At 68.1% G+C, this 24,454-nt stretch carries 23 protein-coding genes and 1 CRISPR repeat array; of the genes, 12 read left to right on the forward strand and 11 right to left on the reverse strand.

The genetic code is table 11. From position 1 onward, the window contains the following. The 8 genes from ACIG5F_RS45650 to ACIG5F_RS45685 all read right to left on the reverse strand — a co-directional run. A partial coding sequence (locus ACIG5F_RS45650) for a hypothetical protein (RefSeq protein WP_396526526.1) occupies nt 1-725 on the reverse strand: 725 nt, incomplete at its 3' end. Between the two features lie 5 nt (nt 726-730). Then, nucleotides 731-1,384, reverse strand: a complete 654-nt coding sequence (locus tag ACIG5F_RS45655; RefSeq protein ID WP_396526527.1) for a hypothetical protein — start codon at nt 1,382-1,384, stop codon at nt 731-733. A 92-nt stretch (nt 1,385-1,476) separates the two neighbouring features. Beyond that, the gene (locus tag ACIG5F_RS45660) at nt 1,477-1,830 is read right to left on the reverse strand and encodes an SH3 domain-containing protein (RefSeq protein WP_396526528.1); all 354 of its coding nucleotides are present in this window, start codon (nt 1,828-1,830) and stop codon (nt 1,477-1,479) included. Between the two features lie 129 nt (nt 1,831-1,959). Beyond that, nucleotides 1,960-2,349 carry a hypothetical protein gene (locus ACIG5F_RS45665; protein ID WP_396526529.1) on the reverse strand — a complete coding sequence of 130 codons (390 nt, stop codon included), beginning with the start codon at nt 2,347-2,349 and terminating at the stop codon, nt 1,960-1,962. Between the two features lie 92 nt (nt 2,350-2,441). After that, nucleotides 2,442-3,101 (reverse strand): hypothetical protein, encoded by a 660-nt coding sequence (locus ACIG5F_RS45670; protein ID WP_396526530.1) that lies wholly within the window; start codon nt 3,099-3,101, stop codon nt 2,442-2,444. A gap of 230 nt (nt 3,102-3,331) precedes the next feature. After that, nucleotides 3,332-3,856 (reverse strand): hypothetical protein, encoded by a 525-nt coding sequence (locus tag ACIG5F_RS45675; RefSeq protein ID WP_396526531.1) that lies wholly within the window; start codon nt 3,854-3,856, stop codon nt 3,332-3,334. Nucleotides 3,857-4,178: 322 nt separating this feature from the next. Beyond that, nucleotides 4,179-5,531 carry an FAD-binding protein gene (locus ACIG5F_RS45680; RefSeq protein WP_396526532.1) on the reverse strand — a complete coding sequence of 451 codons (1,353 nt, stop codon included), beginning with the start codon at nt 5,529-5,531 and terminating at the stop codon, nt 4,179-4,181. A 36-nt stretch (nt 5,532-5,567) separates the two neighbouring features. Then, complete coding sequence (locus ACIG5F_RS45685) at nt 5,568-8,423, reverse strand: BTAD domain-containing putative transcriptional regulator (RefSeq protein ID WP_396526533.1); 2,856 nt, start codon at nt 8,421-8,423, stop codon at nt 5,568-5,570. Between the two features lie 318 nt (nt 8,424-8,741). Here ACIG5F_RS45685 and ACIG5F_RS45690 point away from each other — a divergent pair, with 318 nt between their 5' ends. Beyond that, nucleotides 8,742-9,272: a winged helix-turn-helix transcriptional regulator gene (locus ACIG5F_RS45690; RefSeq protein WP_396526534.1), complete on the forward strand. Its 531-nt coding sequence runs from the start codon at nt 8,742-8,744 to the stop codon at nt 9,270-9,272. Here ACIG5F_RS45690 and ribD read toward each other — a convergent pair. Continuing rightward, nucleotides 9,223-10,134, reverse strand: a complete 912-nt coding sequence (ribD, locus tag ACIG5F_RS45695) for a bifunctional diaminohydroxyphosphoribosylaminopyrimidine deaminase/5-amino-6-(5-phosphoribosylamino)uracil reductase RibD (RefSeq protein WP_396526535.1) — start codon at nt 10,132-10,134, stop codon at nt 9,223-9,225. The genes ACIG5F_RS45690 and ribD overlap by 50 nt on opposite strands. After that, the gene (locus ACIG5F_RS45700) at nt 10,131-11,312 is read right to left on the reverse strand and encodes a helix-turn-helix domain-containing protein (protein ID WP_396526536.1); all 1,182 of its coding nucleotides are present in this window, start codon (nt 11,310-11,312) and stop codon (nt 10,131-10,133) included. Before ACIG5F_RS45700 ends, ribD begins: the two co-directional genes overlap by 4 nt. A 227-nt stretch (nt 11,313-11,539) precedes the next feature. Between ACIG5F_RS45700 and ACIG5F_RS45705 the strand changes: the two genes are divergently transcribed. The 11 genes from ACIG5F_RS45705 (at nt 11,540) to ACIG5F_RS45755 (ending at nt 23,441) form a co-directional block, all read left to right on the forward strand. Continuing rightward, nucleotides 11,540-12,070 (forward strand): hypothetical protein, encoded by a 531-nt coding sequence (locus ACIG5F_RS45705; protein WP_396526537.1) that lies wholly within the window; start codon nt 11,540-11,542, stop codon nt 12,068-12,070. A 103-nt stretch (nt 12,071-12,173) separates the two neighbouring features. Next, nucleotides 12,174-13,016 (forward strand): SAM-dependent methyltransferase, encoded by an 843-nt coding sequence (locus ACIG5F_RS45710; protein WP_396526538.1) that lies wholly within the window; start codon nt 12,174-12,176, stop codon nt 13,014-13,016. Between the two features lie 41 nt (nt 13,017-13,057). After that, the gene (locus ACIG5F_RS45715; protein ID WP_396526539.1) at nt 13,058-14,110 is read left to right on the forward strand and encodes a hypothetical protein; all 1,053 of its coding nucleotides are present in this window, start codon (nt 13,058-13,060) and stop codon (nt 14,108-14,110) included. A 471-nt stretch (nt 14,111-14,581) separates the two neighbouring features. Next, nucleotides 14,582-15,007, forward strand: coding sequence for a hypothetical protein (locus ACIG5F_RS45720; RefSeq protein WP_396526540.1), 426 nt, complete (start codon nt 14,582-14,584; stop codon nt 15,005-15,007). 100 nt (nt 15,008-15,107) lie between these two features. Next, nucleotides 15,108-15,501: direct repeats of the CRISPR family, unit length 28 nt; unit sequence GTCGTCCCCGCGCAGGCGGGGCTGTTCC. A 125-nt stretch (nt 15,502-15,626) separates the two neighbouring features. Then, entirely contained in the window at nt 15,627-16,409 is a 783-nt protein-coding gene (locus ACIG5F_RS45725; protein WP_396526541.1) for an ESX secretion-associated protein EspG, read from the forward strand. Between the two features lie 100 nt (nt 16,410-16,509). Then, nucleotides 16,510-16,917 carry a hypothetical protein gene (locus tag ACIG5F_RS45730; RefSeq protein ID WP_396526542.1) on the forward strand — a complete coding sequence of 136 codons (408 nt, stop codon included), beginning with the start codon at nt 16,510-16,512 and terminating at the stop codon, nt 16,915-16,917. Between the two features lie 22 nt (nt 16,918-16,939). Further along, nucleotides 16,940-17,530 (forward strand): DUF3558 domain-containing protein, encoded by a 591-nt coding sequence (locus ACIG5F_RS45735; protein ID WP_396526543.1) that lies wholly within the window; start codon nt 16,940-16,942, stop codon nt 17,528-17,530. Nucleotides 17,531-17,555: 25 nt separating this feature from the next. Continuing rightward, on the forward strand, nt 17,556-18,779 hold the full coding sequence (locus tag ACIG5F_RS45740) for a WXG100 family type VII secretion target (protein ID WP_396526544.1): 1,224 nt from the start codon (nt 17,556-17,558) through the stop codon (nt 18,777-18,779). A 40-nt stretch (nt 18,780-18,819) separates the two neighbouring features. Further along, on the forward strand, nt 18,820-19,224 hold the full coding sequence (locus ACIG5F_RS45745) for a hypothetical protein (protein WP_396526545.1): 405 nt from the start codon (nt 18,820-18,822) through the stop codon (nt 19,222-19,224). Nucleotides 19,225-19,260: 36 nt separating this feature from the next. Then, nucleotides 19,261-23,163: an HYD1 signature containing ADP-ribosyltransferase family protein gene (locus ACIG5F_RS45750; RefSeq protein WP_396526546.1), complete on the forward strand. Its 3,903-nt coding sequence runs from the start codon at nt 19,261-19,263 to the stop codon at nt 23,161-23,163. Next, the gene (locus ACIG5F_RS45755) at nt 23,163-23,441 is read left to right on the forward strand and encodes a DUF6881 domain-containing protein (RefSeq protein WP_396526547.1); all 279 of its coding nucleotides are present in this window, start codon (nt 23,163-23,165) and stop codon (nt 23,439-23,441) included. The genes ACIG5F_RS45750 and ACIG5F_RS45755 overlap by 1 nt, the downstream gene beginning before the upstream one ends. Before the next feature lie 319 nt (nt 23,442-23,760). On the opposite strand, the gene ACIG5F_RS45760 is transcribed toward ACIG5F_RS45755, so the two are convergent. Then, nucleotides 23,761-24,435, reverse strand: a complete 675-nt coding sequence (locus tag ACIG5F_RS45760) for a tetratricopeptide repeat protein (protein ID WP_396526548.1) — start codon at nt 24,433-24,435, stop codon at nt 23,761-23,763. Between the last annotated feature and the right edge of the window lie 19 nt (nt 24,436-24,454).

Below are 24,454 nucleotides of genomic sequence, written 5' to 3' on the forward strand. Positions count from 1 at the left end.
GCGGCGGTCGCGGCGCGCATCAGCGCCGAGGTGCGAGGCAGGGTGATGGAGGTGGCGTCGGAGAAGGAGCGCGCGCAGGAGGGATCGTCGGGCAGGCGCAGGCCGATCGGCGCCGGCAGGACCTCAGCCACCTCGGCGGCCTGCCGGTCGGTGGCGGCCAGCACCGCCAGCCCGAGCCGCTCGGCCGGCACCAGCTGCCCCAGCAGGCGGACCAGAGGGCGGGTGGCCATCACCGAACGGTGCTGCGGCCGCACCGCCACCAACACCAGATCAGCGATCTCCAACAACCCCCTCGGCGTCACCGGCCCGAACCGGCCACAGTCGATGATCACGTCCGAGGCGATGCCCGTCGTCTGTGTGGCGGTCAGGGCGCGAGCCAGGCGCTGCCACCCACCGGCCCCCAGCGCGGTCAGCTGCGCCGGCTCAGCCAGCCCCAGCAGCGCCCGGGCGTTGCGGGCACCCGGGAGCAGCTGGGTGTGCCCGTCCAGATCCCCGACCTCGTCCGGGCCGGCGTGACGGGTGGCGGTGGTGAAGCTGACGATGCCCTTGCCCGGCTGGACCCAGCCCTTCGCGATCCACGGCCCCAGGTAGCCGCCGATGATGTCGTCGCCGGCCGGATCCGCCCCGACCAACAGCATCGGCGCGTGCCAGGTCACGGCCAACGCGGTCGCGGTCGTGGTCGCCCCTGGGGAGGCCTTGGCCGACACGATCGAGATGATCGCCATGACCGTCACCGCCCGTCCGGACCGAGCAGCGACAGCACGACCTGCCCGACCCCGGCCGGGGCCGCGATCGGGTTCGGCGCGCCGTCGACGATCACGTCGACCACCAGCGAGCCGTCCGCGTTCGGGCTGCCCGAGTCCAGGACCACGCCGATCACCGGCGCCACCACCTCCATGCCGGACGAGGCGGTGGTCGGGGTCAGCAGCACCCGGTCCTGCGGCCGCACACCCGCGGCGGGCAGACCGCCGGGCTTGAGCAGCACCCCGACCACCACCTGCCCCGCCGCCGGCACCCGCGCGGTGGTCAACTCCGCCCGGGCAAGCAACGTCCCCGCGGCCAACGTCCGCACCGCGGTCTGGCCGAGCACCTGGTCCCGCTCGCCGGCGTCGACCGTGCGCACGTGCTCGTCCGGGATCACCTGGGCGACCACGAGATCCCCATCGACCAACCGGTGCCCCCAGCCCACGTCACGGGCCAATGCCAGCACCGGGATGGTCTGGTTCTGCGCCACCACGTAGGCCTGCACGCCGGCCAGCGACCCGGCCAGGATCACCACCCCGCCCGCGACCAGCCACCACCGGCCCCGCAACCACGGCCCATGCCGAGCCGGCGGTGACGGGGTGGAGCGGGTGGTGGTCGCGACGAGCCCGGGAGCGGACATGGCTATCCCCCAACAGGAATTCGACAATCATGGAATGGGAAGGCCAGGACTCAGCCAATGCGGGAACGGACGATATGGCCGGCGGCTCGGCCTCAGCAGTCAGAAAACGCCAACGTGATGAACTGAGCCGAAGCCCAACCATGTACCCCCGTCCGCAGGTCCGTGCCCTCTTGCCACTGGCCCCCTTCATAACCCGCGACCTTGAACGGGTCGGCGTAGTAGGCCAGCCCGAGAACAGCACCAGAGGTGCTGGGCGCCGACCGGATGTTGACGCCGTCAGCGTTGAACCAGTTGCACAGGCCGCCCGATTTCGGACGCGCTGCCACTGCTGTCACCGCGCCGCTCGCGTGCGCCGAGGCGCCGAGCTCCACGCTCGCCGGGGCCTGCGCTGGGCCGACCAAGCTGGCCACGCTCGCAGCGACCAGCACGCTCTTGACCATCACCATGACACACTTCTCCCTTACAGCGTCCGATGTTTGTCTGCGACGGGGCCCGGCTACGGGCACAGATGTCCCGCAACAGGAACCCGGAATCGGAATGCTCCTCAGGCCGGACCCCGCATACGGGCGCGGGTCTCAGCAGTGGAGGTAGAGGCGATCGGCGTAGATGTCGCGAATCCAGCCGTGCACCCCAGTGCGCAGGTCGGTGCCCTCCAGCAAGCCGCCGCCAGGGAAATTCGGGACCTGGAACAGATCGCCCTTGTACGCCAACCCCACCACCGTGCTGGACAAGTCGAAGGTGACATGGATGCGAACGCCGTCATCATTGATCAGGAAACAGGTGTGCACCAGCTCCGGCGGAGGCGGCTCCAGCACAGCCCTCGGCGCGCCGGGCACGGCCACCGAGGACATCAACTGATGGTGCGCGGACACCGGCGTGGCGTGGTTCGGCTGCGCTTGCGCGCTCACGCCACCGACCAGAACGGCCACGCTCGCCGCGACCACCGCACTCTTGAACATCAACATGACGCACCTCTCCCTCATAGTCTGTGTTAGCTAGCAACGGATCTGACGACAGGCACACTTGTCCCGCAACAGAAATTCGAAGGAAACGGGACTCAGCCGGCGTTGAGCGACTGAACTTCCTCGACCGCGAACCCGAGCATGGCGCGGGAGGTCATGTCCGGCAACGTGCCGCCGGCCGGCGCCGCGCCGGTCGACCCGGTCCACCGCACCGACCACTGGATCGCGAACGTGGCGTCGACGTGATCACGGGGCCGCACGAAAACGTAGTCGCAGTCCGGCGAAGCCCGGTGCAGCCCGGCCGACGGGGTGTAGGCCGTACCCGGCCCTGAGCAGGACAACGACCGGTCGGTATTCGGGGTGAACAGCAACTTCATCGGTGTGGCAACGGCTTCGGCCCACACCGGTCCGGCCTGCACCCGCTTGGACTGCACCGCCCAGCCCGCCTTGTCCGTCCACACCCAGGTGTGCTCCCCCACCACCGTCGCCCGACCGGAGGCCGTCCGCAGGTCCGGCGAGAAATGCGGCACCGGCAAGGGAAGTGCGAGCTGCTGGTACGCCTGCTGCGCCAACTGCTCCGGGGTCACCAACACCGCACCCGCCGGCAGCTGGTCCGGCCCGTTGAACCAACCACGGTGAGCCCCACCGCACACCAGGTAGTAGCCCTTCGCCCCTCCGCCGGCCAACGTGCCCCCGTATCCGGGCGTGCCCGCCGCGAACAACTCCGAGGTGGTCTTGCCCGCCGACTCGAACACGCACGCGGCGGCCGGGCCGGCACCACCTAGGCCCCCGGAGCCTCCTGGCACTCCTGGACCGCCGGGGCTCATCGCTCCGATGCCGACGCCCGGGCCAGCGAAGACTCCGCCGGGATCCACCGGTGCCACGGTAATCTGGCCACCAGGTACGTCTGCCAGCGCTTCGCCGGCCGGCAGGACGACCATCGAACCAGTCAGCACTGCAATGCCAACCACACCTTTTCCTCTCATCAGCACGTCCCTCCAGGGTATGAAACCTCCGCTACTCGCCACTTTCCGTCCGTGTCGTGCTGCATCCGGGCGGTGACCGGGCTTCGCGGCACTCCGACCGTCTTGTGCGCGCCGGTTTTCGCGTCTGCCTGGCCCGTGCCGCTCGCGTCCTGACAGTCCTGCACGGTGGCTATGTCGCCGGCGATGTCGATGTTCGTCACGTGTTCTCGCGTCGCGCCATAGACGGTCAACGACCTCGACTGCAGTGCGCCCAGGTTGTCCAGCATTCGCGAAAGCTGAGGATCGACGGCGACCGACTCAAGTTTCGTGCGCCAGGTTCCCGGATCTTCTCGGGCGACCGCGTTTCCCACGGCCCAGAAGTCCACGTAGGCCTGGGTGATCTCGCCACGCGGATCAGCGGACGCTGATGTCGTGGCCGGTGAAGCGGTCGCTGGTGGCGCATCGGGAGCGCGGTCAGTGCAGGATGTCAGCACCAAGGGAATCAGTGCCACCGCACCAAGGGATTGCACGGCGCGAGAGGTCATGTTGTTCTCCAACGGATGTCGCGCCGCCAGGTTCGTTGGAGGTGCCGGCTGCTCGGAGGCAGCGGGGGCAGCGCGCCTCCGGCAGCCGGCTCCCGGTCCGCACGCGGTGGCGCAGAGGGGATTCCGGCACCGACATGCGGACGTCACGGTGCCGGGGAGAGTCATCGAGAGGCTCATGGTGACCTTCCTTCTCGGCAAGCGACGCGACGGTCATCGCGTCACACCTGAAGCTCTACACCGCGCCTCCTTGGCGCATTCAAGGTGCACCATGGGATCTCCCGTGCAGGTTCACACCTTCGGATGACCCCTGTATCTGGTCGCTCTACCGAGTACGGAAGATGCCCTGGCCACAGCCGAGTACTCCTTGCGGGTCATGACTTGCCTTGGCCTCCTCCAAGAAGCTCCACTCCTCGCCCCAATGATCCCGCCATCCTTGCGGATCAAGCTCCACTGCCGAGTACGGGTACAGAGTCCCCCCACAGCGGAGCGCCTCGGCGTGCATGACCCGGTTGGCGGCGAGCATGCCCTCGACAACCTCAGTCGCTTCCGAGCCCGCGTAACGGAACACGCTGAACTGGAACACCACCTCGTCGTCCGGCAGCCGGAAGAGCGGTGTGGACAACCGGGAACGTCGGAGCGGGTAGACGAGGTACAGGCCTTGCTCGCCGACTTCCGAGAGCGGTCGCGCGAGGGCGGCGTCGACAGCAGCGTCGACAGCGCCGCTCGGCACGAACACTGTGCAGTACGGCCGCACTTGACTCTGCGGCCCCAGATCTGCCAAGAAGGCGGCTTCGTCGCCGAGCCGGTTGACGAAGTCGAAGTACGACTTCGTGGTCGATTCCATCACGACGCCGTTGTCCTGGATGGTGGATTCTCCAAGCGCGTGGCCTTCTCCCAGGTACGCCACCGTCTCCATCCACCGGAGCCAGCCGCCTTCGCCGTCCTGTGTGACGAGACCCTCGACATAGTCGGTCCGTCCCTCGTCGACTCGGGCGACTTGCGCGGCGTTCAGCTCGGCCGTTGTCTCGTAACGGGTTCGTGTGTGCTGAACATGCGTAGGGGCGGCGATCAGCGGGATGGTCGCCCGGGTGATGATCGCGCACTGCCCGAGCCCCGCGAGTACGGCCCGGAACAGTGCGACGTTGGAGGTCCGAGAGCAGGTCACGATCTCGCCGGTGCCCGTCACGACCTCCAGTTCGATGACGGTGTCGACCTGAGCTCCATGACGGTGGCTAGTACCGCCGATACCGCCCAACGACAACGTTCCGCCAACGGAGAGGTCGAGGAAGTCCGGCAGGACCGGCGGCGTGAGCCCATGCGGGAGGGTCGCGGCAAGCACCGCACGCCAGGATGCTCCGGCATCGACGAGGGCCTGGTCGCCGTCGACGCGGTGGACCGTGCCCAGGCCCTTCATGTCGATGACGATCCCTTGGGAAACAAGCGATTGCCCGTACAGCGAGTGGGCACTTCCTCGGGCTGACACCGGTATTCCTCGGTCGGCCGCGAACCGTACGACTTGTGCGATGTCGGTCGCGTTCGCTGGGACGAGCACCGCCATCGGATGGCGTTTCGCCACGCCACCGAAGTCCACCGCCGCACACGTCAGGGCGGCGTCGTCGTGGCGAAGTCGACCGGTCAGCGTGAGATTTTCGGCACCAGCCAGCAGGATGGACATGTCGTGTTCTCCCCAGGTGTGAGTCTGGACATCGTCTCAGGTGGTCGCGAGCTGTGAGCGGACATCTTCGGCTTGCGGATCGCCACGTCGTTGAAGGATCTCCAGCGCCTGGGTCAGGTAGACACGAGCTCGATCGTTCGCGCCCACCGCGGTCATGACATCGGCCAGCCCGCAGAGTGACTCCTCCTCGCCGACCTCGTCGCCGGCGTCGTGGCACACTCGCAGGGCCCGCTGGTAGTAATGCTCAGCCAGCTCGTACTGGTGAAGGTACGCGTGGGATCGCCCAAGCACCTTGAGCGTCTGCCCCATCCCATGGGGTGAATCAAGTTTCTCGTAGTCATCCAGTGTTGTGCCGGCCAGCTCGATCGCCTCGCTGTACTGCCCCAGTTCTCGTTTCGTCTCAGCGAGGAACAAAGTGGTCACCGTCTTGCCGTAGCGGTCTCCGAGTTCGAGATGGACCCCGATGGCGGCGATGAGGTGGCGCTCGGCCTCCTCCAGCCGTTCCAGACCGAGGCAGGCGATCCTGAGCCCGTGCAGGCTCCACGCCTCGCCTTCCCGGTCCCCTAGCGCTCGACGGATCTCCAGCGCACGTCGTGAATGTTCATACGCACCGGTGAACTCGCCCCGGCCATGGTCAGCAACGCTCAGTCCATGGTGCATCCATGCCTCGCCAACCGGTTGCCCCTTGCCCTGGACCGAGTCCAGGGCAAGGCCGTACACCGCCGCCCACAGACTCCAGTTCTTCACCAGGTGCAGGTAGTTGAACTCGGCAAGCGGAATCTGCCAGGCAACATCGAGCCGGCCGGACTTGGCCGCAAGCTCCGCGGCGGCGGACAGCGCCGAGGACTCGTTGTGGAACCACTTCAGCGCGTCGTCGCGGTCGTAGATCGCCTGCAGGCCTTGAACATTCGCTTGATTATCGGGCAGGCACCGCCAAGGAGCCGCCGCGTCGGAGGCACGCACGGCCATGGCCAGATACCACTGCAGGAGCCGCTCCACCGCTTCCGATCGGAGCCTCGGATCGTCCCTTTCCACACAGAGTTCCTTGGCGTACAGGAGAATCAGGTCGTGGAACCGGTACCTGCCGTGCCGGATCTCTTCGACGAGATGGACACTCGCAAGCATGTCGAGCTGTTCCTGCGCCTCGGAGATCGCGACATCGAGCATCGCGGCAGCGGCGCCGACGCCGAAGTCGACGGCGGGATGAAGGCCCAAGATTCGGAACGACCGAGCATGTTCGGCGTCGAGATGGCGGTATGACCAGGAAAACACCGTCCGCGCCGAGGTCTCGTCGTCGCCACGAATCGTCAGCGCATCGAGCCGCCCCGCCTCTTCGGCCAAGTCCGCAGCGACATCAGACAGCGCGAGGTGGCTCCGCGTCGCGATGCGCTCGGCGGCAACCCTGATCGCCAGCGGAAGCCCCGCGCACAGCGCCGTCACACGGGCCGCCGCCTCGGGCTCGCCAGCGATCCGGTGCTCGCCGATGACGTCGGCCAGCAGGTCGATGGAGTCCCTCGCGCTGAGCGGCATGAGCACCACAGGATGAGCGCCGTCCCGAGCGACAAGGCCGTCGAGCCGGGACCGACTGGTGACGATCACGGCGGACCCTGCTCCACCGGGCAGGAGTGGACGAACCTGTGCGGCGCTCTCGGCGTTGTCCAACACAAGAAGGAGCCGCTTGGCCGCCGTGGCACTCCGGTACAGAGCCGACAGTTGATCCACATCGGCCGGCATGCGGGCCGAGCTCAGCCCGAGTGCCTCCAACAGGCCGCCCAGCACCACCGCTGACGAGGATGCCGCTCGTTCCTGGTCGAAGCCGTGGAGGTTGACATACATCTGGCAGTCGAAGGTCTCCGCCACGGAATGTGCGCAGGACACTGCCAGGGTGGTCTTGCCGACCCCGGCGGGACCAGTGATCAACACCACCGGCAACGGATCGCCGACCTGAGTGGGCGAGTCGAGCAGACGGTTCAACCGCTTCAGCTCGGATGTCCTGCCCGTCAGTCTGCCGTTTCTCCTTGGAAGCTGCGACGGAACCATGTGGTCGTCGGACCTGGTGCTCACGGGTCCCGGGTCATGGCCGCCAAGGTCGTCTGCCGGTTCGCCGCGGAGGATCTGCGAGTGGAGCGTCTGCAGAGCATGGCCGGGTTCGACGCCGAGCTGCTCGACAAGGCATCGCCGGGTCTCCTGAAACTCCGCCAGCGCGTCGGCCTGCCGATCACTTCGGTAGAGCGCCTGGATGAGCAGGTGCCTGGCTCGTTCACGCAGCGGATTCTGGCGGGTGAGCGACTGAAGGTCAGGGATCGCCTCGATCTGCCGCCCGACAGCCATCAGCACCTCCGCCCTTCTTTCAGCCGCGGCAAGCCTCAGCTCGTCGTAGCGGACCTGCTCGGTTTCCGCGAATGGCCCTGGAATCCCACTGAACGCGGGGCCCCTCCATAGCGCGAGCGCCGACTCCAGACCCGTAAGGCTCGCTTCGAACTCGCCGTGACGCCACCGCGATTCGGCCGCGTCAAACAGGCGGTCGAATTCCCAGATGTCGATGTTTTCCTTTGGCACTCGGAGCTCGTACGCGGCGTCATGCGATACGAGTATCTGACCGGGCTGGCGATTCGTGCGAGCCGGCTCCACGAGGCGCCGAAGTCCCGACACATAGGTGTGGACCCCACTCTCGGCCGAGACCGGCTGCGCGGCTCCCCACACCGCCGAGATGATCTCGTCCCTCGCCACAGCCTGTCCTGCGCGTGCGGCGAGGAGAGCGAGCACCGCCCACTGCCGCGGCGGCCCGAGGCGCAGGTCCCGCCCGTTCAGGGCCGCCGCCGGCGGCCCCAAGAGCGCGATGCGCAGGTCGCCTGCGAACTCCTCGCCGATCTTGCCTCCTGAACTCGTCATGAATCCCGCCCAGCCCCCAGTCGACGCCGACTCGCTGCCCCCAGCCGCCGATGCCGCGCCGGTGCGCGACTTCAGACGCCTGCAGTCGTCGTACAGCCATCCAACAGAAGCATTGACGAATCTGGAACCACGGACAGATCAGACGCCGGCGAACCACTCGATTGGAGCACGCCTGTACGCACACGCCTCCGATAGCAGCCGATCACTCGGCGTAAACACGACCGAATCGAACGCCAGATACTAATCCTTTCGAGCGATACCGCGGCCCATCCGGCCGCACACCGTACTCATTCAACTTGCAGATCGCACAGGTGCACTATGACTAGCACGGCAACATGGCCTGCTCACCTGAACAATAAGATCAACCCGAAAGACGCGCGAGTCTCACATTCGTCAGCGCCGCCGGAAGACCAGAATATCGCCGACCGACACCTCCACGACGACGCCGCTACCTTCCTCCAAGCATTGCTGGAGGTGAGACACCTACTCGCAGCGGAATGGAGCGCGGACATCTTGATCGCGCTGCAGTTCGGCTCACACCGGTACTCCGAGCTACTCGACAAGGTCCGAGCCAGCCGCGTGATCGACCGGCGAACCGGGCGATGCCGATACGCGCAAACACGCACGTTCATCTGCACTCTTCGCCGTATGGAAGCCGTCGGCCTGGTTCACCGAAGCGAACTAGAAGGCGTGTGGCCGCGCGAGGTCCACTACGAGCTGTCCGGCACGGCCCGCACACTGCTCGACGCGCTCTCTTTGGCCATTGGGTGGCACAAACAGCACGCGCATCCTGACCTGATCAGGAGGGCCACTTCTGAGCTTCGGACAGCTGGGCCTGAGTCGCTGTGACCAAGACACCGTCGGTACCTCTGCTGACCGACCGAATGCCGAAGCCCACGGGCAGCAGAGCTCGGTCCGTGGGCGGCACCCCAGACGGAGCCGTTTCACCAACAAACGAACAGATCTCGTCGACCAAGCCACGGTCAACGAACGGGCCGCCGACGTCGGTGCCGCCATCGAGTAGCAGAGTCCGAACACCTGCCTTGTACAGCTTCTCCAGCACGAGGGCAGGATCGCCAGTTAGATTGCTGGGCAACGAGAACACCCCAGCGCCGTGCCCACCAGGGCGTCCCTCGATCAGCCGGCCACCAGCTGTCAGGACTGCGTCGACGCCCGCGCGGAGCGCGAACGCGTCGCACTGGCTCCGAGGGATCGCCGTCGGCCCGTCTTTCGCGACTTCGAATGCCCAGATCACGAGAGGCCGGCCGCGGCGCAGCGCTCGCAACCAGGGACCGAGGACAACCTCCGCTTCCTCGACAAGGACCCCAGCCTCGACGTCCAGCCCTGCCTCGCGCATCCGCACGGCCCCGCCAGCGCCGCGCGAGGTGGGATCAATGACGGCGATCACCACGCGCGCGATACCCGCGTCAATCAGGGCTTGGTGACATGGCGGTGTCCGTCCGACGTGGTTGCAGGGCTCCAAGGTGACGACCGCAGTTCCGCCGTATGCGCGTTCCCCAGCCGCGGCCAAGGCGTGCGCCTCGGCGTGGGATTCGCCCTTGCGCTGGTGATATCCCTCTCCCACCGGCCGGCCTTGACGATCGAGGATCACGCAGCCAACCGGCGGGTTGGGACTGGCCGAGCCGAGCCCGAGCGCGGACAAGCTGATCGCCCGCCGCATCGCGACGAGTTCGGAGTCCGAAGTCGTCACGCCGAAACACCCAGGTCGTCGAAGAGAGCCTGAACGTCAGGAATCCGCTTGTGGCGCTTGAGTTGTCCGCCCAGCCTCGACACCTCTTGCTCGGTCCGGATCGAGCCGACGCTACGTGCGATCTCCAGCGCCTTCCTTCCGAACGCCGCCGCCTGGTCCGGATGGTTCATCGCGACGTGCGCCTGCGCCAGGCGGCTGTAGGCGACACCTCGATCCCGGCGGTAGACGGGCGGCAGAGCAGGCAGCACAGACTCGAACAGATCAACCGCTCGGGCCGGTTTCCGCAGCACCACAAAGTACTGTGCCCGCTTCAGTTCGAGGTAGGGCGGAGTGCAGAAGGATCCGTGGCCCTGCCGCGCGTCCCCGCTGGTTTCCGAAGCAGCGAACCTCTGAGCGGTGTCCAGCATGCGGTTCATGAGGTTCTCGTCGCCCGCCAGGGCGTGGCCGTGAGCTTGTTCTTGGAGGATCGCCGCACACATCGGCGTTGCCGTCTCAACGGTCTCGCGCCCGGCGGCAGCAGCAAGACCGAGTGTCCCTTGTGCGTCCCGACCGGCCGAGGCGTGTTGACTTCTACGGAACAAGCTCCACGCCACTATGTTGCGGTCGTCCGCCTCGTGCGACCATGCCATCGCACGGTCGATCCACCACACGGACTTGCCCATCTGATCGGAGTCCTCGTACAGCCAGGCGGCCGATTCCGCGTATGCCGCAGCAAGTTTGACTAGCTCACCCCGCTCGACCCCCTTGGTGACAGGCAAAAGCTCCTCGATCACACCGAGCTGTTCAAGGACACCGGCCAGCGCGCGACGAGGGCCGAGGAGGTTGTCCGCCCGCACGAGTACGTGCCACTGCTCCCGCAGATGTGCGACCAGCTCATCCACGTGATCAACCGAGCCGGTCGGCAACCGCCGCGAGGACGTGACCTCCGTGTCCGCCGCGCCCAGAGCATGACTTCTCGCTGCCGACGCCGCGGTCTGATCCAAAACCACAATCAACTCTTTTGGCGAAATGTCGAGAGCTAGCGCCAACGTCGGATGCATGGTTGGCGATGGCGCCGCTTTACCGCCCTCCCATCGACCGACGGTGCGTCGATCGACGTGAAGCTTGTCGGCGAATGACTCCTGCGTGTAACCCGCAGCCCTGCGCAACTTCGTCAACGGGCTCTCACGCCTGGCCATGTGTCACCCCTTCGTGTGATCGCATCCATGATACGCCAACCATTCTCGCAGGTGAAGAGGGCGCACGTCCCCTCCGTGTCCCATTCCTGTCCCATTCGCGACGTGGTGCGACTCACGAGGTATGGGTCTACTCGCAGAAGCACAACCAGAAGGGAAGAGGTGATTCCAGTGCGTCTCACCCTGCTGTTGGACGCCACCGGAATGGGCTACCGGATCGGACACGCCCGATGAACCGCCCGTCGCCGGCCAGTCGCCTTCTCATCCGCGATGAGCTTGCGGACGTGTTGCACGGCTTCGACCAGGGCGACATCCGCGGGCTTTCGGTGTTCGGCACGACCGACCTCGACGAGATCCTCCTGCGACTCGCCGGCGCCTGCTACGTACTCGTGCTGCTGCACAAGGTCGACGACTGTGGTCGTTGTCGGCGGTGCCGCCCAAAGACACGGCGATGGCCCTACTGGCCAACTCGAAAAGCCACCTGCCGCGTCCTCAGCGTCACCAACTTCTTCGCCACCGCCACCACCGAGGAGATCTGGCAGTGGTTGCTGCCTCGGATCGGTGTCCGTCGCGAGCTCGACAAGATTCGAGCGCATCTGGCCAACCGCGCAGCGGAACGCGACCCGACCAACACAGTCCCGATACCCACCCAGACGAGCTGGTCGAGCCGACATGCCTTGCACCACAACGGCACCGACACCCCCTCGATCTCCAGCCAGAGCATCGACTTGGGTTCGAAGCATCGACTCAACCAGCCATGACCGTGCCGGTCCCCACAATCCCGCTGCCGAGCGCCGAACCATCCGGCGGCCGCCACGCCCTGTCTGCCTGACCGCATCACCATTCCCGACAAGGAGCACCATCGTGGGCATCGCCGACGGCCACGACGAAGACCAGTGGGCCAGGAACTCCGACTGGCGACCGTCAGATGTGGACATCGAACGCCCCAGCGCCGCCCGGATCTACGACTACCTCCTCGACGGCTCCACCAACTTCGAGGTCGACCGCAAGGCCGCCAAGGAGGTCCTCGCGATCATGCCCGAGGCCCACGTCGCCGCCCGCAACAACCGCGCCGTCCTGCGCAGGTTCGTCACGTACGGCATCGAGCACGGCATCCGCCAGTTCCTCGACCTCGGCTCCGGCTCCCCGACAGCCGGCAACGTGCACGAAGTCGCGCAACGCCTCGTGCCCGACGCGCGCGTCGTCCACGTGGACAACGAACCCGTGGTCGTCGCCCACAGCCTCCACATCCTCAAGGACAACCCCTGCGCCACCTGCATCCACGAGGACATCACCAACCCCGACCGCGTCCTGCAACACCCCAAGACGCTGGAGCTGCTCGACTTCTCACAGCCGATCATGGTCCTGATGTGCGCGGTCCTGCATTTCATCCCCGACCACCAGCAGCCCGCCCGCATCGTGCGGGCCTACTCCGACGCGCTGTCGGCCGGCAGCTATCTCGGCCTCACGCACGCCACCGCCAGCGACTACCCCGACCGGCTGGCCGACATCGTCGAGATCTACCAGCGCACCCAGAATCAGGCCCATCTGCGGTCGCGGGCGGAGATCACCGCGATGTTGGCCAGCTTCAAGCACATGGTCTGGCCCGGCGTGGTCTACACGCCGGAGTGGCGGCCCGAGCACTGGGCCGACGTCGGCGACCCCGCCCAGTCGCTTGCTTTCGCCGCGCTGGCCTGCCATCTCTGAATCCCCATCTGGAGCACCTCGTCATGCCCCACCGTCTCTCGTTGACGCGCCGTCTGGCCACGCTGCGCCGGACCTACACCGGCGAATCCGACTCCACACTCCTGCCGACCGTCACCCAGGCCCTGCACGTGTTGTCCGCGCAGGAGCGGGCCGGGATGCACGAGCTTCTCGACGAGGGCTACGAGAGTCGGCTGCTCGGCGAGTACCCCGCCCCCGCGGTGAATCATCGCTTCCGCGACGCGCTGCTGGCCGACACCCTCGACGTCGTCCAGCAGCAGCTGGAAGCCGGAATGCTGTTCGCGCTCGGACAGATCGCCCCCTACCAGTGGCCGGCCACCACGGTCGAGGCCCCGATGCCGCTGTGCCGAATGATCCGCCCCCAGGAGCCGTCCGAGGGTACGATTGTGCATCTGCACCCGGGGGTTCTGGCGCCGATGATGGCGGCCTTGACCCCGCACGTCCTCGACGGCCGCCTGCGCGGGCTCGCCGGCCTGCGGGCGACCGTGCATCGCCGACACGTCCAACTCCACCTCGCCGACGGCCCGAGCCAGCTGATCGCGTTGTCGGACACGAGCCTTCGCCAGTGGGTGGCCGCGCTCGCCTTCACCCGGAAGGTGATCGGCTCCGAGCGACTGCCCGACCTCGACGGCCTGCTCACCGCGGCCGAGCGCTCCGCGATCCGCACCGGCTGCCGAGTTCCTGGCCCTGCGGCGTTGGCCAGCGGGGTGTTTCGCCGTCTGCAGGTCCTGGGCACCACCTACTGGCTGACCGTCCGCCTCGATGGCCCCGACGGTCTGTGCCTGGAGTGGGCCGGCGGGCGCACCGCGGTGAAGGTCGCCGCCGCACTGGTGCACCCGCTGGCCGGTCTTGCCGGCGAGCAGTTCTACGTCACCCGGCTCGCCGACGGCTCCGTCACCATTGTCGTGACCGGGATCTCCGGCGGGCCGACCGGGAAGCTCACCCTGCGGGAGGTGCCGGTGACCGCCACACCGCCGTTCACCCGCATCGACGTGTCCGAGGCGTGGGCGGTGTTCCGGCGCGCCATGACGGCACCGACTTTCGCATCGGCACAACGGGAATTGGTGTCGCGATGAGCCACGGCCTGCGCCAGTCCCCGCCGATACGCCGCCGGGCGGCCATCGCCACCGAGACCAGGCCGTCTGCGACCTCCGTGGTCACGGCCGCGCGCCGGCCCGAGACCGGCCTCGTGTTCCGCGCCCCGACGTCGACGGCCGGCACACCGGCCCAGCCAGCTTCCTCCCCGACGCCGGTGGGAACGACCGAAATCGAAGGCGGTCCCCATGTCTGAACCCGTGCCCACCAGGAGGACATCCGGCGTCCTCGCCACCCTTCTGACCGTTGTGCGCCCACGTCGCCTGTTCACAGCCCCCCGCGCACTCCTCGTCCTGAGACGCCACGAGACGACCGGGCCTAAGCCTCCGCACCCGAAGGTGGTGTCGCCATGAGCCACGACCAGGATCTGCTGCCGCAGGGCCGCGCCTCGGCCTTCGTGTCGGCCGTGGCCATCTCATCAGCGGCGGATACGTCGGGAGAGGACCGGCCCTGTGTCTGATCCGATGTTCGCGCGGGTCGTGCCTGGCGTCGTCATCACCAGGACGTTGTCCGCAACCACGATCGCCGCGCACCGGGACACCGTCACGGTCGCTCTCGGCGGGCACGCGGATTTCACGGTCAGCCTGTCCGCCGACGACCTGTTCGAGTTGCTGACCGCGCTGCTGGGTGGTGAGGTTTCTTACGTATCCAGCTCGCACCCGATACACGGGCGGCTGCTGCTCAACGCCAGACCCGCAGGTGACCGACCCCACACGCTGACGTCGGATCCGACGGAGCTCGGGCCCAGTGAGCTGGCCTTGACCTTGCCCGACCAGCGCACCTGCCAAGTTCTCTTCGACACCGAGCAGGCCGGGGACTTCGTCCTCCACCTCCGCGCGGCCTGGACACTCCTCGGCGGGTTGCCGCCCCGCGGCTGATCGTTGTCGTTCTGGTCCGGTCCGCCACCGCCAGCAAACAGGCTCGACGAAACCGGTTGAAAGCCTGGCACGTAAGGTGCAAACCTGCAGTTCAGCAAGTGTCGTCCCCGCGCAGGCGGGGCTGTTCCCATGCCTCCCCTGCACGTCGCCCGGCGTCATTGGTCGTCCCCGCGCAGGCGGGGCTGTTCCTGGTGCGCACTGGTTTTATCGCATCAGAGCTTTGTCGTCCCCGCGCAGGCGGGGCTGTTCCGGTCGTCAAGCCCCTCGGCGACGAGGGCCTGGTGTCGTCCCCGCGCAGGCGGGGCTGTTCCGACCTCGTCGACACCGTCGGATGGATGGCCAAAGTCGTCCCCGCGCAGGCGGGGCTGTTCCCGGCTCCCGCCGCCCTTCCCGGTCTTCTCAGGGGTCGTCCCCGCGCAGGCGGGGCTGTTCCGTAGATGGCGGCCATCGTGGCAAGGCCGAGCAGGTCGTCCCCGCACAGGCAGGGACCCACGGCGTGGACGCTGCTCGACGCAGTTCCACCCCGCGACTAACCACCGTCTCCCCCAGTTCCTCCTCCTGTGCGTGACCGATCCGCTACTGTCGGCAGGCTGCGTGCTGAAGGAGAGACGGGGGTCTCGTGGCAGTTGTCGAGCTGGACTACGCCGAACTGGGCGTCGCCTGGCAGCGGTCTCGCCTGCCGGCGTTGCCGGTGATCTTCACCTGGCGCAACCACGCCACCGTGCCCGACGACCCGCAACGGGCTCTTGACGAGGCCGAGGACCGGCTTCGCGCCCGCGGGATGATCGACCGCCGCGGCGACCTGGACGACGACCTCTACGGCGCCCTCGCCCTGTTCACGCAAGCCCCCGTCGAGCTGGACCTCCGCTTCTCCCCCGGCATGGGCCGGGAGATCCGCGCGTGCGTGGCCGCCCGCGGCGGCTACGCGGTGCGCGCGGTCCTCGACAACGACGAGGTCCAGGTCGACACTGTTCATGCTGACCAGGTCACCGCCGCGCTCGTGGGCGTGCTGCCCGATCTGTCGCCGGCCCGGGGCTCGGTGGTGAGTGTGCCGACCGCCGAGTTGGACGCTGCCGGCCGCGACGTCGCCGAGCGCGGCGACGACTCCGACCAGGCCTTCACTGCGGCCCTGCAGGCACGAGGCCTGCGCTCCGACGACGCCCGCAACCTCGTCTCGCTGCTGGGCGGCGACCGCACCGGGTACGGCAAGATCGGCGTCGCCGCCCGCGACTCGTCCGGCCGCCGGCACCGCTCGCCCAGGGTGGTGCAAGTGATCGACACCCACCGAGGCCGGTCCGTGCTCTACACGCGAGCCGCATACACCGTCGCCTCGCCGGCCGACTTCAACGTCGTGGTGCGGGCCGTGGAGGAGCTGCTGGCGGGAACCAGACGGCGGTTGTGACCGTCTCATCGGGTGCCGTTCGCGCCGGCGAGTGTGCGGTGCGTGGCACGATGAGCGGTCGGGTACGACGGAGTCGATGATCCTGGGGAGGATGCTGGGGATGCCTGAGGAATTCCAGGTCGGCCAGGCCGCGGCGGTCGGCACCGAGATGGCGACGCTGACCACCTGGGTCGGCGACGGCAAGGGCGGTGTCACGCAAGGCACTCTCAAGGTCGCGCCGGACCAGCTGCCCACCGTCAAGGCCGTCTGGGTGCAGACCAAGGAGAAGTTCGTCCAGATGCTGGCCGACTCCCAGATCCTCAGGACCGTCGGCTATCCGGCCGAGGACGCGGTCAGCAAGAAGGCTGTCAACGACATCCGCCGCATGGCCGGTGATGACGACGGATGCCTCGGCAAGACCCTCAACGACTGCATCGCCCGCTGCGACGACCTGATCGCCCAGACGGACAAGACCATGCAGCTATACAACGTCGCGGACAACAGCGCCGAGATCAAGTTCACGCTCTGACGACCCGGACCTGGAAGTGATTGTGAAATCTGAGCTTCGTCGGATCGGCGCTCTCGCCGCCGGCCTGTCCGTGCTCGCGGTGTCCGGCTGTTCCCCGACAGCTCCGGGCACACCGGGACCAGCGTCCTCGACGAGCTCGACGACCACGCCGTCGGGAAACACGGCGCCCAAGGTCAGCAACCCGAAGACCCTCAACGGAATCGCCCCGTGCCAGCTGCTCACAACCCAGCAGCTGGCAGATCTCGGCGCCACCCCACGGTCGCAGCCCAAGCCAGACACCACAGCCACCGGCGACCCGTCGTGCATGTGGGAGAACAACAACGTCACGGTCGTCCTCGCGCCCCTCATCAAGACGGGGAAGGGGATCGAGCAGACCTACCTCTCCAAGGACAACTACAGCTTCTTCCAACCGACCACGGTCGACAGCTACCCGGCGGTGCTGGTCGACAAGCAGAAGCTGTCCTGCGGAATGTTCCTCGGTGTCTCCGACACACAGGAGCTGTCCCTCACGGTAGTGGTCACGGGGAAGGACAACCCGGACGCCAGCAACCCGTGCGCGTTCCCGCCGAAGGTCGCCAGCGCCGCGCTGAAGAACATCCCCGCTGGACAGTAGGAAACTCGGGAAGAGGTGAGGGTGGATGTGGCCGTTTGACCGGGAAGTCCCCGGCGACGCGCACGCGGCGTTCGACCACAAGACGATCTACACGCAGCTGCACAACGGAACCGGCCCCAGCAGCCTGTCCACCGCCGTCGCCGGGTGGCAGTCCAAGATCAGCAGCCAGTTCGACGACGCGCACCAGCTGATCACCTCCGGGCTGCGGACGGCCAGCGCCACGTGGGAGGGCTCCGCGGCCGACGCGATGCACGGCGACGTGGCCCCGATGGCGCAGTTCGTGCTCAACGCCAAGGACGTGTCCCACACGATCGGTCAGTCCACCCAGAGCCAGGCCGACCACTTCGCCGACGTGAAGAACAAGATGCCCCCGCCGGTCGAGGTCACCGCGACCGACAGTTGGCTGTCGCGGGGATGGTCACACCTGACCGGCGGCCAGACCGACGCTGAGGCACAGGAACAACAGGCCCTGCACGCCTCGGACGCCGCCGCAGCGGTCTACGCCGACTACAACAACAACTCGACCACCGCCACCACGACGATGTCGGCGTACCCGGCCGTGCCGCAGAGCAACGGCATCGACGCCGCCCCGCCGCAGCAGCCGGGTGGGCCTGTTCCGTACAAGGTGGAGCAGCCGGGCCCAGTGGGGCGGGGCAGCAGCAATCCGTTGCAGCCGCAGGACTTCCGTGGGCAGCAGCCGATCCCGCCGCTCGGTCACGACGCTCCTCCGGTCGACACGCTGCCGCCCACGACGATCCAGCACGTACCGGTCGGCGGGCCGCCGACGCCTGGGCCGCCCGGCGGCTTCCTACCGGTGACGGATCCGGTCCGGCCGCCCGTCGGCACGCCGCCGATCAACCCGATCGGGTTCTACGGCCCGCCTGGTGGTGGCGGAGGCCCCGACGGGTACGGCAGCACGAGCGGAGGTCGCGGCGGTTCATCGTCGGGGTTCGGCGCGCGCGGTGGCGCCGGCGCCGGTGGCACAGGCAACGTCGCCGGACGCGGTGGAAGTGCTGGAGCGGGCCCGCTGGAAGAAGCTGGACCGGGCGGACGGCCGACGGCCGGCACTGCGGGCCGGCCCGGCACGGCCGGCAGCCCTGGCATGGGCGGGCCAGCCTGTCGAGGCAAAGGCAAGGGCGAGGAAGATCAGGAGCACCTGAACAAGTTCATGGAGCCCACCGACGAGCATTGGGGCACCGGGGAGAAGACCGTGCCCCCGGTGATCGGCGATCCGGACTATCAACCCTGACCATCACCAGACGTCGCGGCAGCGTGGGGAGGCGGTCCCAGTGATCGAGGGAGAATCACCGTACGAGGGGCTGGACCTCACCGACGAGGCGCGCGCCGAATTGGACGCGATGCCGCCGGCCACGCGCCAGGAATGGATCGACTACCTGAAGACCCAGCAGGCCGGCTGGGCCGCTGTCCACGCCAGCACCCGCGAGACGGTAGGCCAGTTGGACAAGATCAACGACTTGATGCTGTCCCAACTGGACATCCAACCGGACGAGGCGTCCCGACAGGCATTGGTCGATCACGTGATGACCACCGTCCTGATGGGCGAGTGCCTGCTGGCCTCGACCCGCGGCGACACCGAGGCCGCCGACACGCACCGAGAGGCGTGGCACCGGTACGCCGAGAAGACCAAGGACCAGGTGATCGTGGTCCGTGACCATCCTGACTCGGGTGTGTGAGTCGTTGATCCGCCCGACTCGGTTGGAGGCCCGCCGGTGAGCAAGATCAATGTTCATCCCGACCACTTACGCCGGTCGGGCGGCAAACTCAGCGGCTTCGGCGGCAAGCTGGCCGACGGCGGGCAGAAGCTGGAGACGGCCGGCCAGAACCTGGTCTCCCACGCCAGCGGCGACCGCTCGGGCATCGGCGCTGTGGTGGCCAAGGCGTTCGGCAAGGGCGTGCAGATCACCGGCAAGGTGTTCAGCGAGGGCGGCCGCGTCGTAGAGGGCGCCGGCAAGCGCCTGGGCACCACCGCCGACCTCTACGAGGAAGCCGACGGCAAAGGCGCCGGACTGCTCAAGCGCCTGCACCCCGACGCCGAGGCGGGCCGCACAGCACACGGCGGCAGTCGCACCGCGACCTCGGTCGGCAGCGGACGGGGCAGCACGTCACGGCACTCCCCTGCCCGCACGCAGGTCGGCGATAATCCGCGCCAGCACGCGATTCCCGGCGGCAAGAAGTGCACCGGCGGCGACCCGGTCGACATGGCCACCGGCGACGTCCTGCTCACCGAGACCGACCTGGACCTGCCCGGCACGCTGCCCCTGCAGTTGACCCGGACGCACATCTCCTCCTACCGAGTCGGTCGGCTGTTCGGTCCGAGCTGGGCCTCCATGCTCGACCAGCGGCTGGACATCGACGAGCAGGGCATCGTGTTCGTGGCCGCGGACGGCATGCTCCTGTCCTACCCGACGCCAGACGATGACGCGGTCCTGCCGGTGGAGGGACCGCGCTGGCCGCTGCGCCGCGACGGCCATGACTACGTGGTCGAGGACGGCGACGCCGGGCAGCGCCTGCACTTCGGGGAAATCGACAGGCTGGTCGTGCTCACCGCGGTCACCGACCGGCTCGGCAACCGCATCGACATCGACCACGACAGCGCAGGCGTGCCCCTCGAGGTCCGGCACTCGGGCGGCTACCGGATCCAGATCCGTTCGCAGGACGGGCTGATCACCGCCCTGCTCGTCCACGACGCCGACGACGCCGGCGTGCCGGTGCGCGGGTTCGGCTACGACGACGCGCGGCGACTGGTCGAGGTGACCAACGGCTCCGGTAAGACACTGGCTCTGCGCTACGACCCCGAGGGCCGGCTGACCGGCTGGACCGACCGCAACGGCGTGTCCTACCGCTACGGCTACGACGCGGCCGGGCGCTGCGTCCGCGGCGACGGGGACGGCGGCCACCTGAGCTACACCTTCGACTACGACCGAGAAAACCTCGTCACCACCGCGACCGACTCGCTGGGCCACAGCACGCGCTACCAGCTCAACGAGGCCCTGCAGATCGTCGAGATCACCGATCCGCTGGGCGGGACCACCCGCGCGGAGTTCGACCGCTACGACCGGCTGCTCGTCGTCACCGACCCGCTCGGGCGCACCACCCGCTACGAGTACACCGAGGCCGGCGACCTGACCCGCGTCACCCGACCCGACGGCACGCAGAATCTGGTCGAGTACAACGATCTCCGTCTCCCGGTCGTCATGGTCGACCCGGACGGGGCGACCTGGCGGCGCACCTACTCTCCCCAGGGCGCGCTGCTGGCCGCGACCGACCCGGCCGGCGCCACGACGCGGTTCGGCTACGACGACCGGCACCGGCTGGCGACGATCACCGACCCGGCCGGCGCGGTCACCCGCTACACCTGCACCGACGCCGGACTTCCCAACACTGTCACCGATCCCGCCGGAGCGACGACCCGCTACGACCGCAACCCATGGGGCCGGATCACCGCCATCCACGACCCCGCAGGCGGCGTCACTCGTCTGTCCTGGGCGCTCGACGGACATCTCACGGCCCGCATCTTGCCCGACGGCGCCACCGACCGGTGGATTTATGACGGCGAGGGCAACCCGGTCGAACACCACGCCCCGCACGGGGCGATCACCCGCACCACGTACGGGCCTTTCGACCGCCCCGTGGCCCGTGTCGACCCAACCGGCGCCCGCACGCTTTTCGGCTACGACACCGAACTCCGCCTGACCACGGTCGCCGATCCGTCCGGGCTGGTCTGGCGCTACGACTACGACGCCGCGGGCAACCTCATCGGGCAGACCGACTTCAACGGCGCGACCCTGCGCTACACCCGCGACGCCGCTGGGCAGCTGACTTCCCGCAGCAACAGCCTCGACCAGACCACCGTCCTGACTTACGACCCGCTCGGCCGCATGGTGCGATGCCAGACCGCAGAGGAGGTCAGCACCTTCGTCTTCGACCCGGCCGACCGGCTGGTGCGCGCCACCAACGCCACCACCGATCTGATCCTGCAACGCGATGTCCTGGGCCGGGTCCTCGCCGAGACGTGCAACGGCCGCACGGTCACCAGCGGCTACGACATCCTCGGCCACCGCACCCACCGGGCCACCCCCAGTGGCGCGATCTCCCGCTGGGTCTACGACCCCGCGGGCAACCCCACCGCCTTGCACACCGCCGGCCAGGCAATGCTGCTCGAACACGACCTCGCCGGCCGCGAGACCGCCCGCCGCGTCGGCGCCGTGCTGTTGAGCCAGACCTGGGACGTCAATCACCGCCTACACACCCAGGCCCTCACCGCCCCCGGTGCCGGCGGCCAACGGCGGCTACTGCAACGCCGCGCCTACACCTACCGCGCCGACAGCGCCGTCACCCACATCATCGACCAGCTCGCCGGCGTGCGGACCTACGACCTCGACGCGCTGGGCCGCGCCACCACCGTCCACGCTCCCCAGCACCAGGAACGGTACAGCTACGACCCCAGCGGGAACATCACCGCCAGCCCGCTGCCCCCGACCGCCGACACCGACGCCGCCGGCACCCGGCAGCACTCCGGCACCCAGCTGCGCAGCACCGGCGGCATCCGCTACGAGCACGACGCGCACGGCCGGCTGATCGCCCGGCACTCCCGCACGCTGTCCGGCAAGCCCCGCACCTGGCGCTACACCTGGGACAGCCAAGACCGCCTGGTCGCCGTCACTGACCCGGACCAGACCGCCTGGCACTACAGCTACGACGCTCTCGGGCGCCGCGTCAGCAAACAGCGGCTCGGTGCTGACGGGCAGGTCGTCGAGCAGACGTTGTTCACCTGGGATGGCCTGACCCTGGCCGAGCAAGCCGACGCTCAGGGCCGGGTGACCAGCTGGGACTACCGGCCGGGCACCGTCACGCCGCTCGCCCAGACCGAACGTCTGCCTACGGCCAGCGCACCGCAGGAATGGATCGACGCCCAGTTCTACGCGATCGTCAGCGACCTGATCGGGACACCGACCGAACTCGTCGACCCCACCGGTGAGCTCGCGTGGCGGCAGACCACCACCCACTGGGGCGCGCCGATGCCTGCCCCACCGCAACGCGCCTACTGCCCGCTGAGGTTCCCCGGGCAGTACCACGACGCGGAGATGGGGCAGAACTACAACTACTTCCGCCACTACGACCCCACCACGGCCACCTACACCAGCCCCGACCCGATCGGCCTGCACGGCGGACCGAACCCGCACAGCTACGTCCCCAACCCGACCGCGTGGAGCGACCCGTTCGGGTTGCAGTCCTGCGACACCAACGACAAGCTCCAACGTCCGGACCCGCCGCGCCGCACGCTTTACCACTACACCAACGAGAAAGGCCTGCAGGGCATCCTGGACAGCCAGGAGCTGTGGGCCTCGACCAAGGAGCACAACCCGAAGGACGCCCGCTACGGCGACGGCCAGTACCTGTCCGACATCGTGCCGGGCACGAAGACCAGGGGGCAGCTGTCGGCGGCGTTCCTTCGCGTGCCGTACGCGGGGCACAAGTTCACCCACTTCGTCGAGGTCGACGTGACCGGGCTGGACGTCTACCAGGTGAAGGGCCGGCCCAACGTGTTCTACATTCCAGGCAGCAAGCCGCTCAACATCGCGGGCCGCATCGTACGCACAGGACAGAGCTGATGGTCTGGTACTTGAAGGTCGAGTGGCACCACGAGTTCCCGGACGAGCCGGTCACGCTCTACAGCGAGGTCGGCGACGACGGCTACGAGACCCGCAAAGTCAACCTCTTCCCCGACGGCCACCTGGAGTGGGCCGACGAGCACCACGAGACCGCCCACACCGGAGTCGGCGAGATCCCCGTCCCACCGATCGCGGAGATCAACGAGCAGGACGAGTTCTCCGCCGAGGAGATCAGCCGCGACACGTTCGAAGCACTGTGGACACAGGCCCGTGGCTGACTGACGTTTCCTCGGTTGACTGGGACCAAACCGGACTTGCAGCTGCCAGCTGCCTTTCCACTCGATGACCAGACGGCCGCCGGCCCCGTCGCCGACGATCCGCTTGAGCTGGAGGGCGGTCCCGACCAGCCCAACCCGCACCATGTGCGGCAGGCAGCAATGAAGTTCACCAACCGCGCCGACGGCGGCGCGGTTGGTGGTGCCGCAGAACGAGCACGAGATGACCAGGCTCCACGGCGGCAGCGGAACCGGCACGAACAATTGGGATCGGGCACACTGCCCAAACTGGTCCTCGGCGGTGGACAGGCTGCATCACCCACTACCGTTCCGCCGCCACGAGAAGAGCCCGGATCTCCTCCGCAAGCGGGTCGGCGACCTCCTCGCAGATGACCAGGGCACGTGTCCAAGCCATCCGCGCCTCGGCGGTTCGACCGCAGTCCTGCAGGACCAGCCCCAGACAGTGCAGGCTGTCGCTCTGGCCCCACTTGTCGCCGATCCGCCGACGGACGTCGAGGGAGGCTTCCAAGGTCGCCACCGCGTCGGCGAGGTCACCCAGATGCTGCTGCACCCTTCCCAGGCCGGCCAAGCCGACTCCCTCTCCCCACAGGTCGTCGATTTCCCGGAACACCTCGATCCCGAGGACGTAGTACGTCCTGGCGTTCTGGTAGTCGCCCGCCTTGCGGTAGCACTCGGCGATGTTGTCCAGCGCGATGCCTTCACCGCGGCGGTCTCCCACGCGTCGCCAGGTCTCGATGGCGCGGCGGGAGTGCTCGATCGCCTGGTCAACATCGTCGGCCACCTCGGCGATGCCCACGATGGACCTGGTATCCCACTGGCAGGCACCGGCCGCCAACTGCTCCAACGCCTCGCCCGGCCACAGCGCGACCGGCGGCAGCTCGAAGTCCTCACCGCCAACGCTAAACAGGATGTTCGGGCGGACACGCCCTCGACGAGGGCAACCCGGCTCGATGCCGACCGGCAGCAGTGGTCGCAACGCCGCCCACTGCGTCAGC

Origin of the sequence: Kutzneria sp. NPDC052558 (assembly GCF_044547355.1) — a bacterium.
Taxonomy (GTDB): domain Bacteria; phylum Actinomycetota; class Actinomycetes; order Mycobacteriales; family Pseudonocardiaceae; genus Kutzneria.

What these genes read in the sequence shown, in the direction of transcription:
- ACIG5F_RS45655 (WP_396526527.1), bottom strand. Translation starts at nt 1,384, where the DNA reads ATGTCCGCTCCCGGGCTCGTCGCGACCACCACCCGCTCCACCCCGTCA.
- ACIG5F_RS45660 (WP_396526528.1), bottom strand. Translation starts at nt 1,830, where the DNA reads ATGGTGATGGTCAAGAGCGTGCTGGTCGCTGCGAGCGTGGCCAGCTTG.
- ACIG5F_RS45665 (WP_396526529.1), bottom strand. Translation starts at nt 2,349, where the DNA reads ATGTTGATGTTCAAGAGTGCGGTGGTCGCGGCGAGCGTGGCCGTTCTG.
- ACIG5F_RS45675 (WP_396526531.1), bottom strand. Translation starts at nt 3,856, where the DNA reads ATGACCTCTCGCGCCGTGCAATCCCTTGGTGCGGTGGCACTGATTCCC.
- ACIG5F_RS45680 (WP_396526532.1), bottom strand. Translation starts at nt 5,531, where the DNA reads ATGTCCATCCTGCTGGCTGGTGCCGAAAATCTCACGCTGACCGGTCGA.
- ACIG5F_RS45685 (WP_396526533.1), bottom strand. Translation starts at nt 8,423, where the DNA reads ATGACGAGTTCAGGAGGCAAGATCGGCGAGGAGTTCGCAGGCGACCTG.
- ACIG5F_RS45690 (WP_396526534.1), top strand. Translation starts at nt 8,742, where the DNA reads ATGACTAGCACGGCAACATGGCCTGCTCACCTGAACAATAAGATCAAC.
- ACIG5F_RS45700 (WP_396526536.1), bottom strand. Translation starts at nt 11,312, where the DNA reads ATGGCCAGGCGTGAGAGCCCGTTGACGAAGTTGCGCAGGGCTGCGGGT.
- ACIG5F_RS45705 (WP_396526537.1), top strand. Translation starts at nt 11,540, where the DNA reads ATGAACCGCCCGTCGCCGGCCAGTCGCCTTCTCATCCGCGATGAGCTT.
- ACIG5F_RS45730 (WP_396526542.1), top strand. Translation starts at nt 16,510, where the DNA reads ATGCCTGAGGAATTCCAGGTCGGCCAGGCCGCGGCGGTCGGCACCGAG.
- ACIG5F_RS45740 (WP_396526544.1), top strand. Translation starts at nt 17,556, where the DNA reads ATGTGGCCGTTTGACCGGGAAGTCCCCGGCGACGCGCACGCGGCGTTC.
- ACIG5F_RS45755 (WP_396526547.1), top strand. Translation starts at nt 23,163, where the DNA reads ATGGTCTGGTACTTGAAGGTCGAGTGGCACCACGAGTTCCCGGACGAG.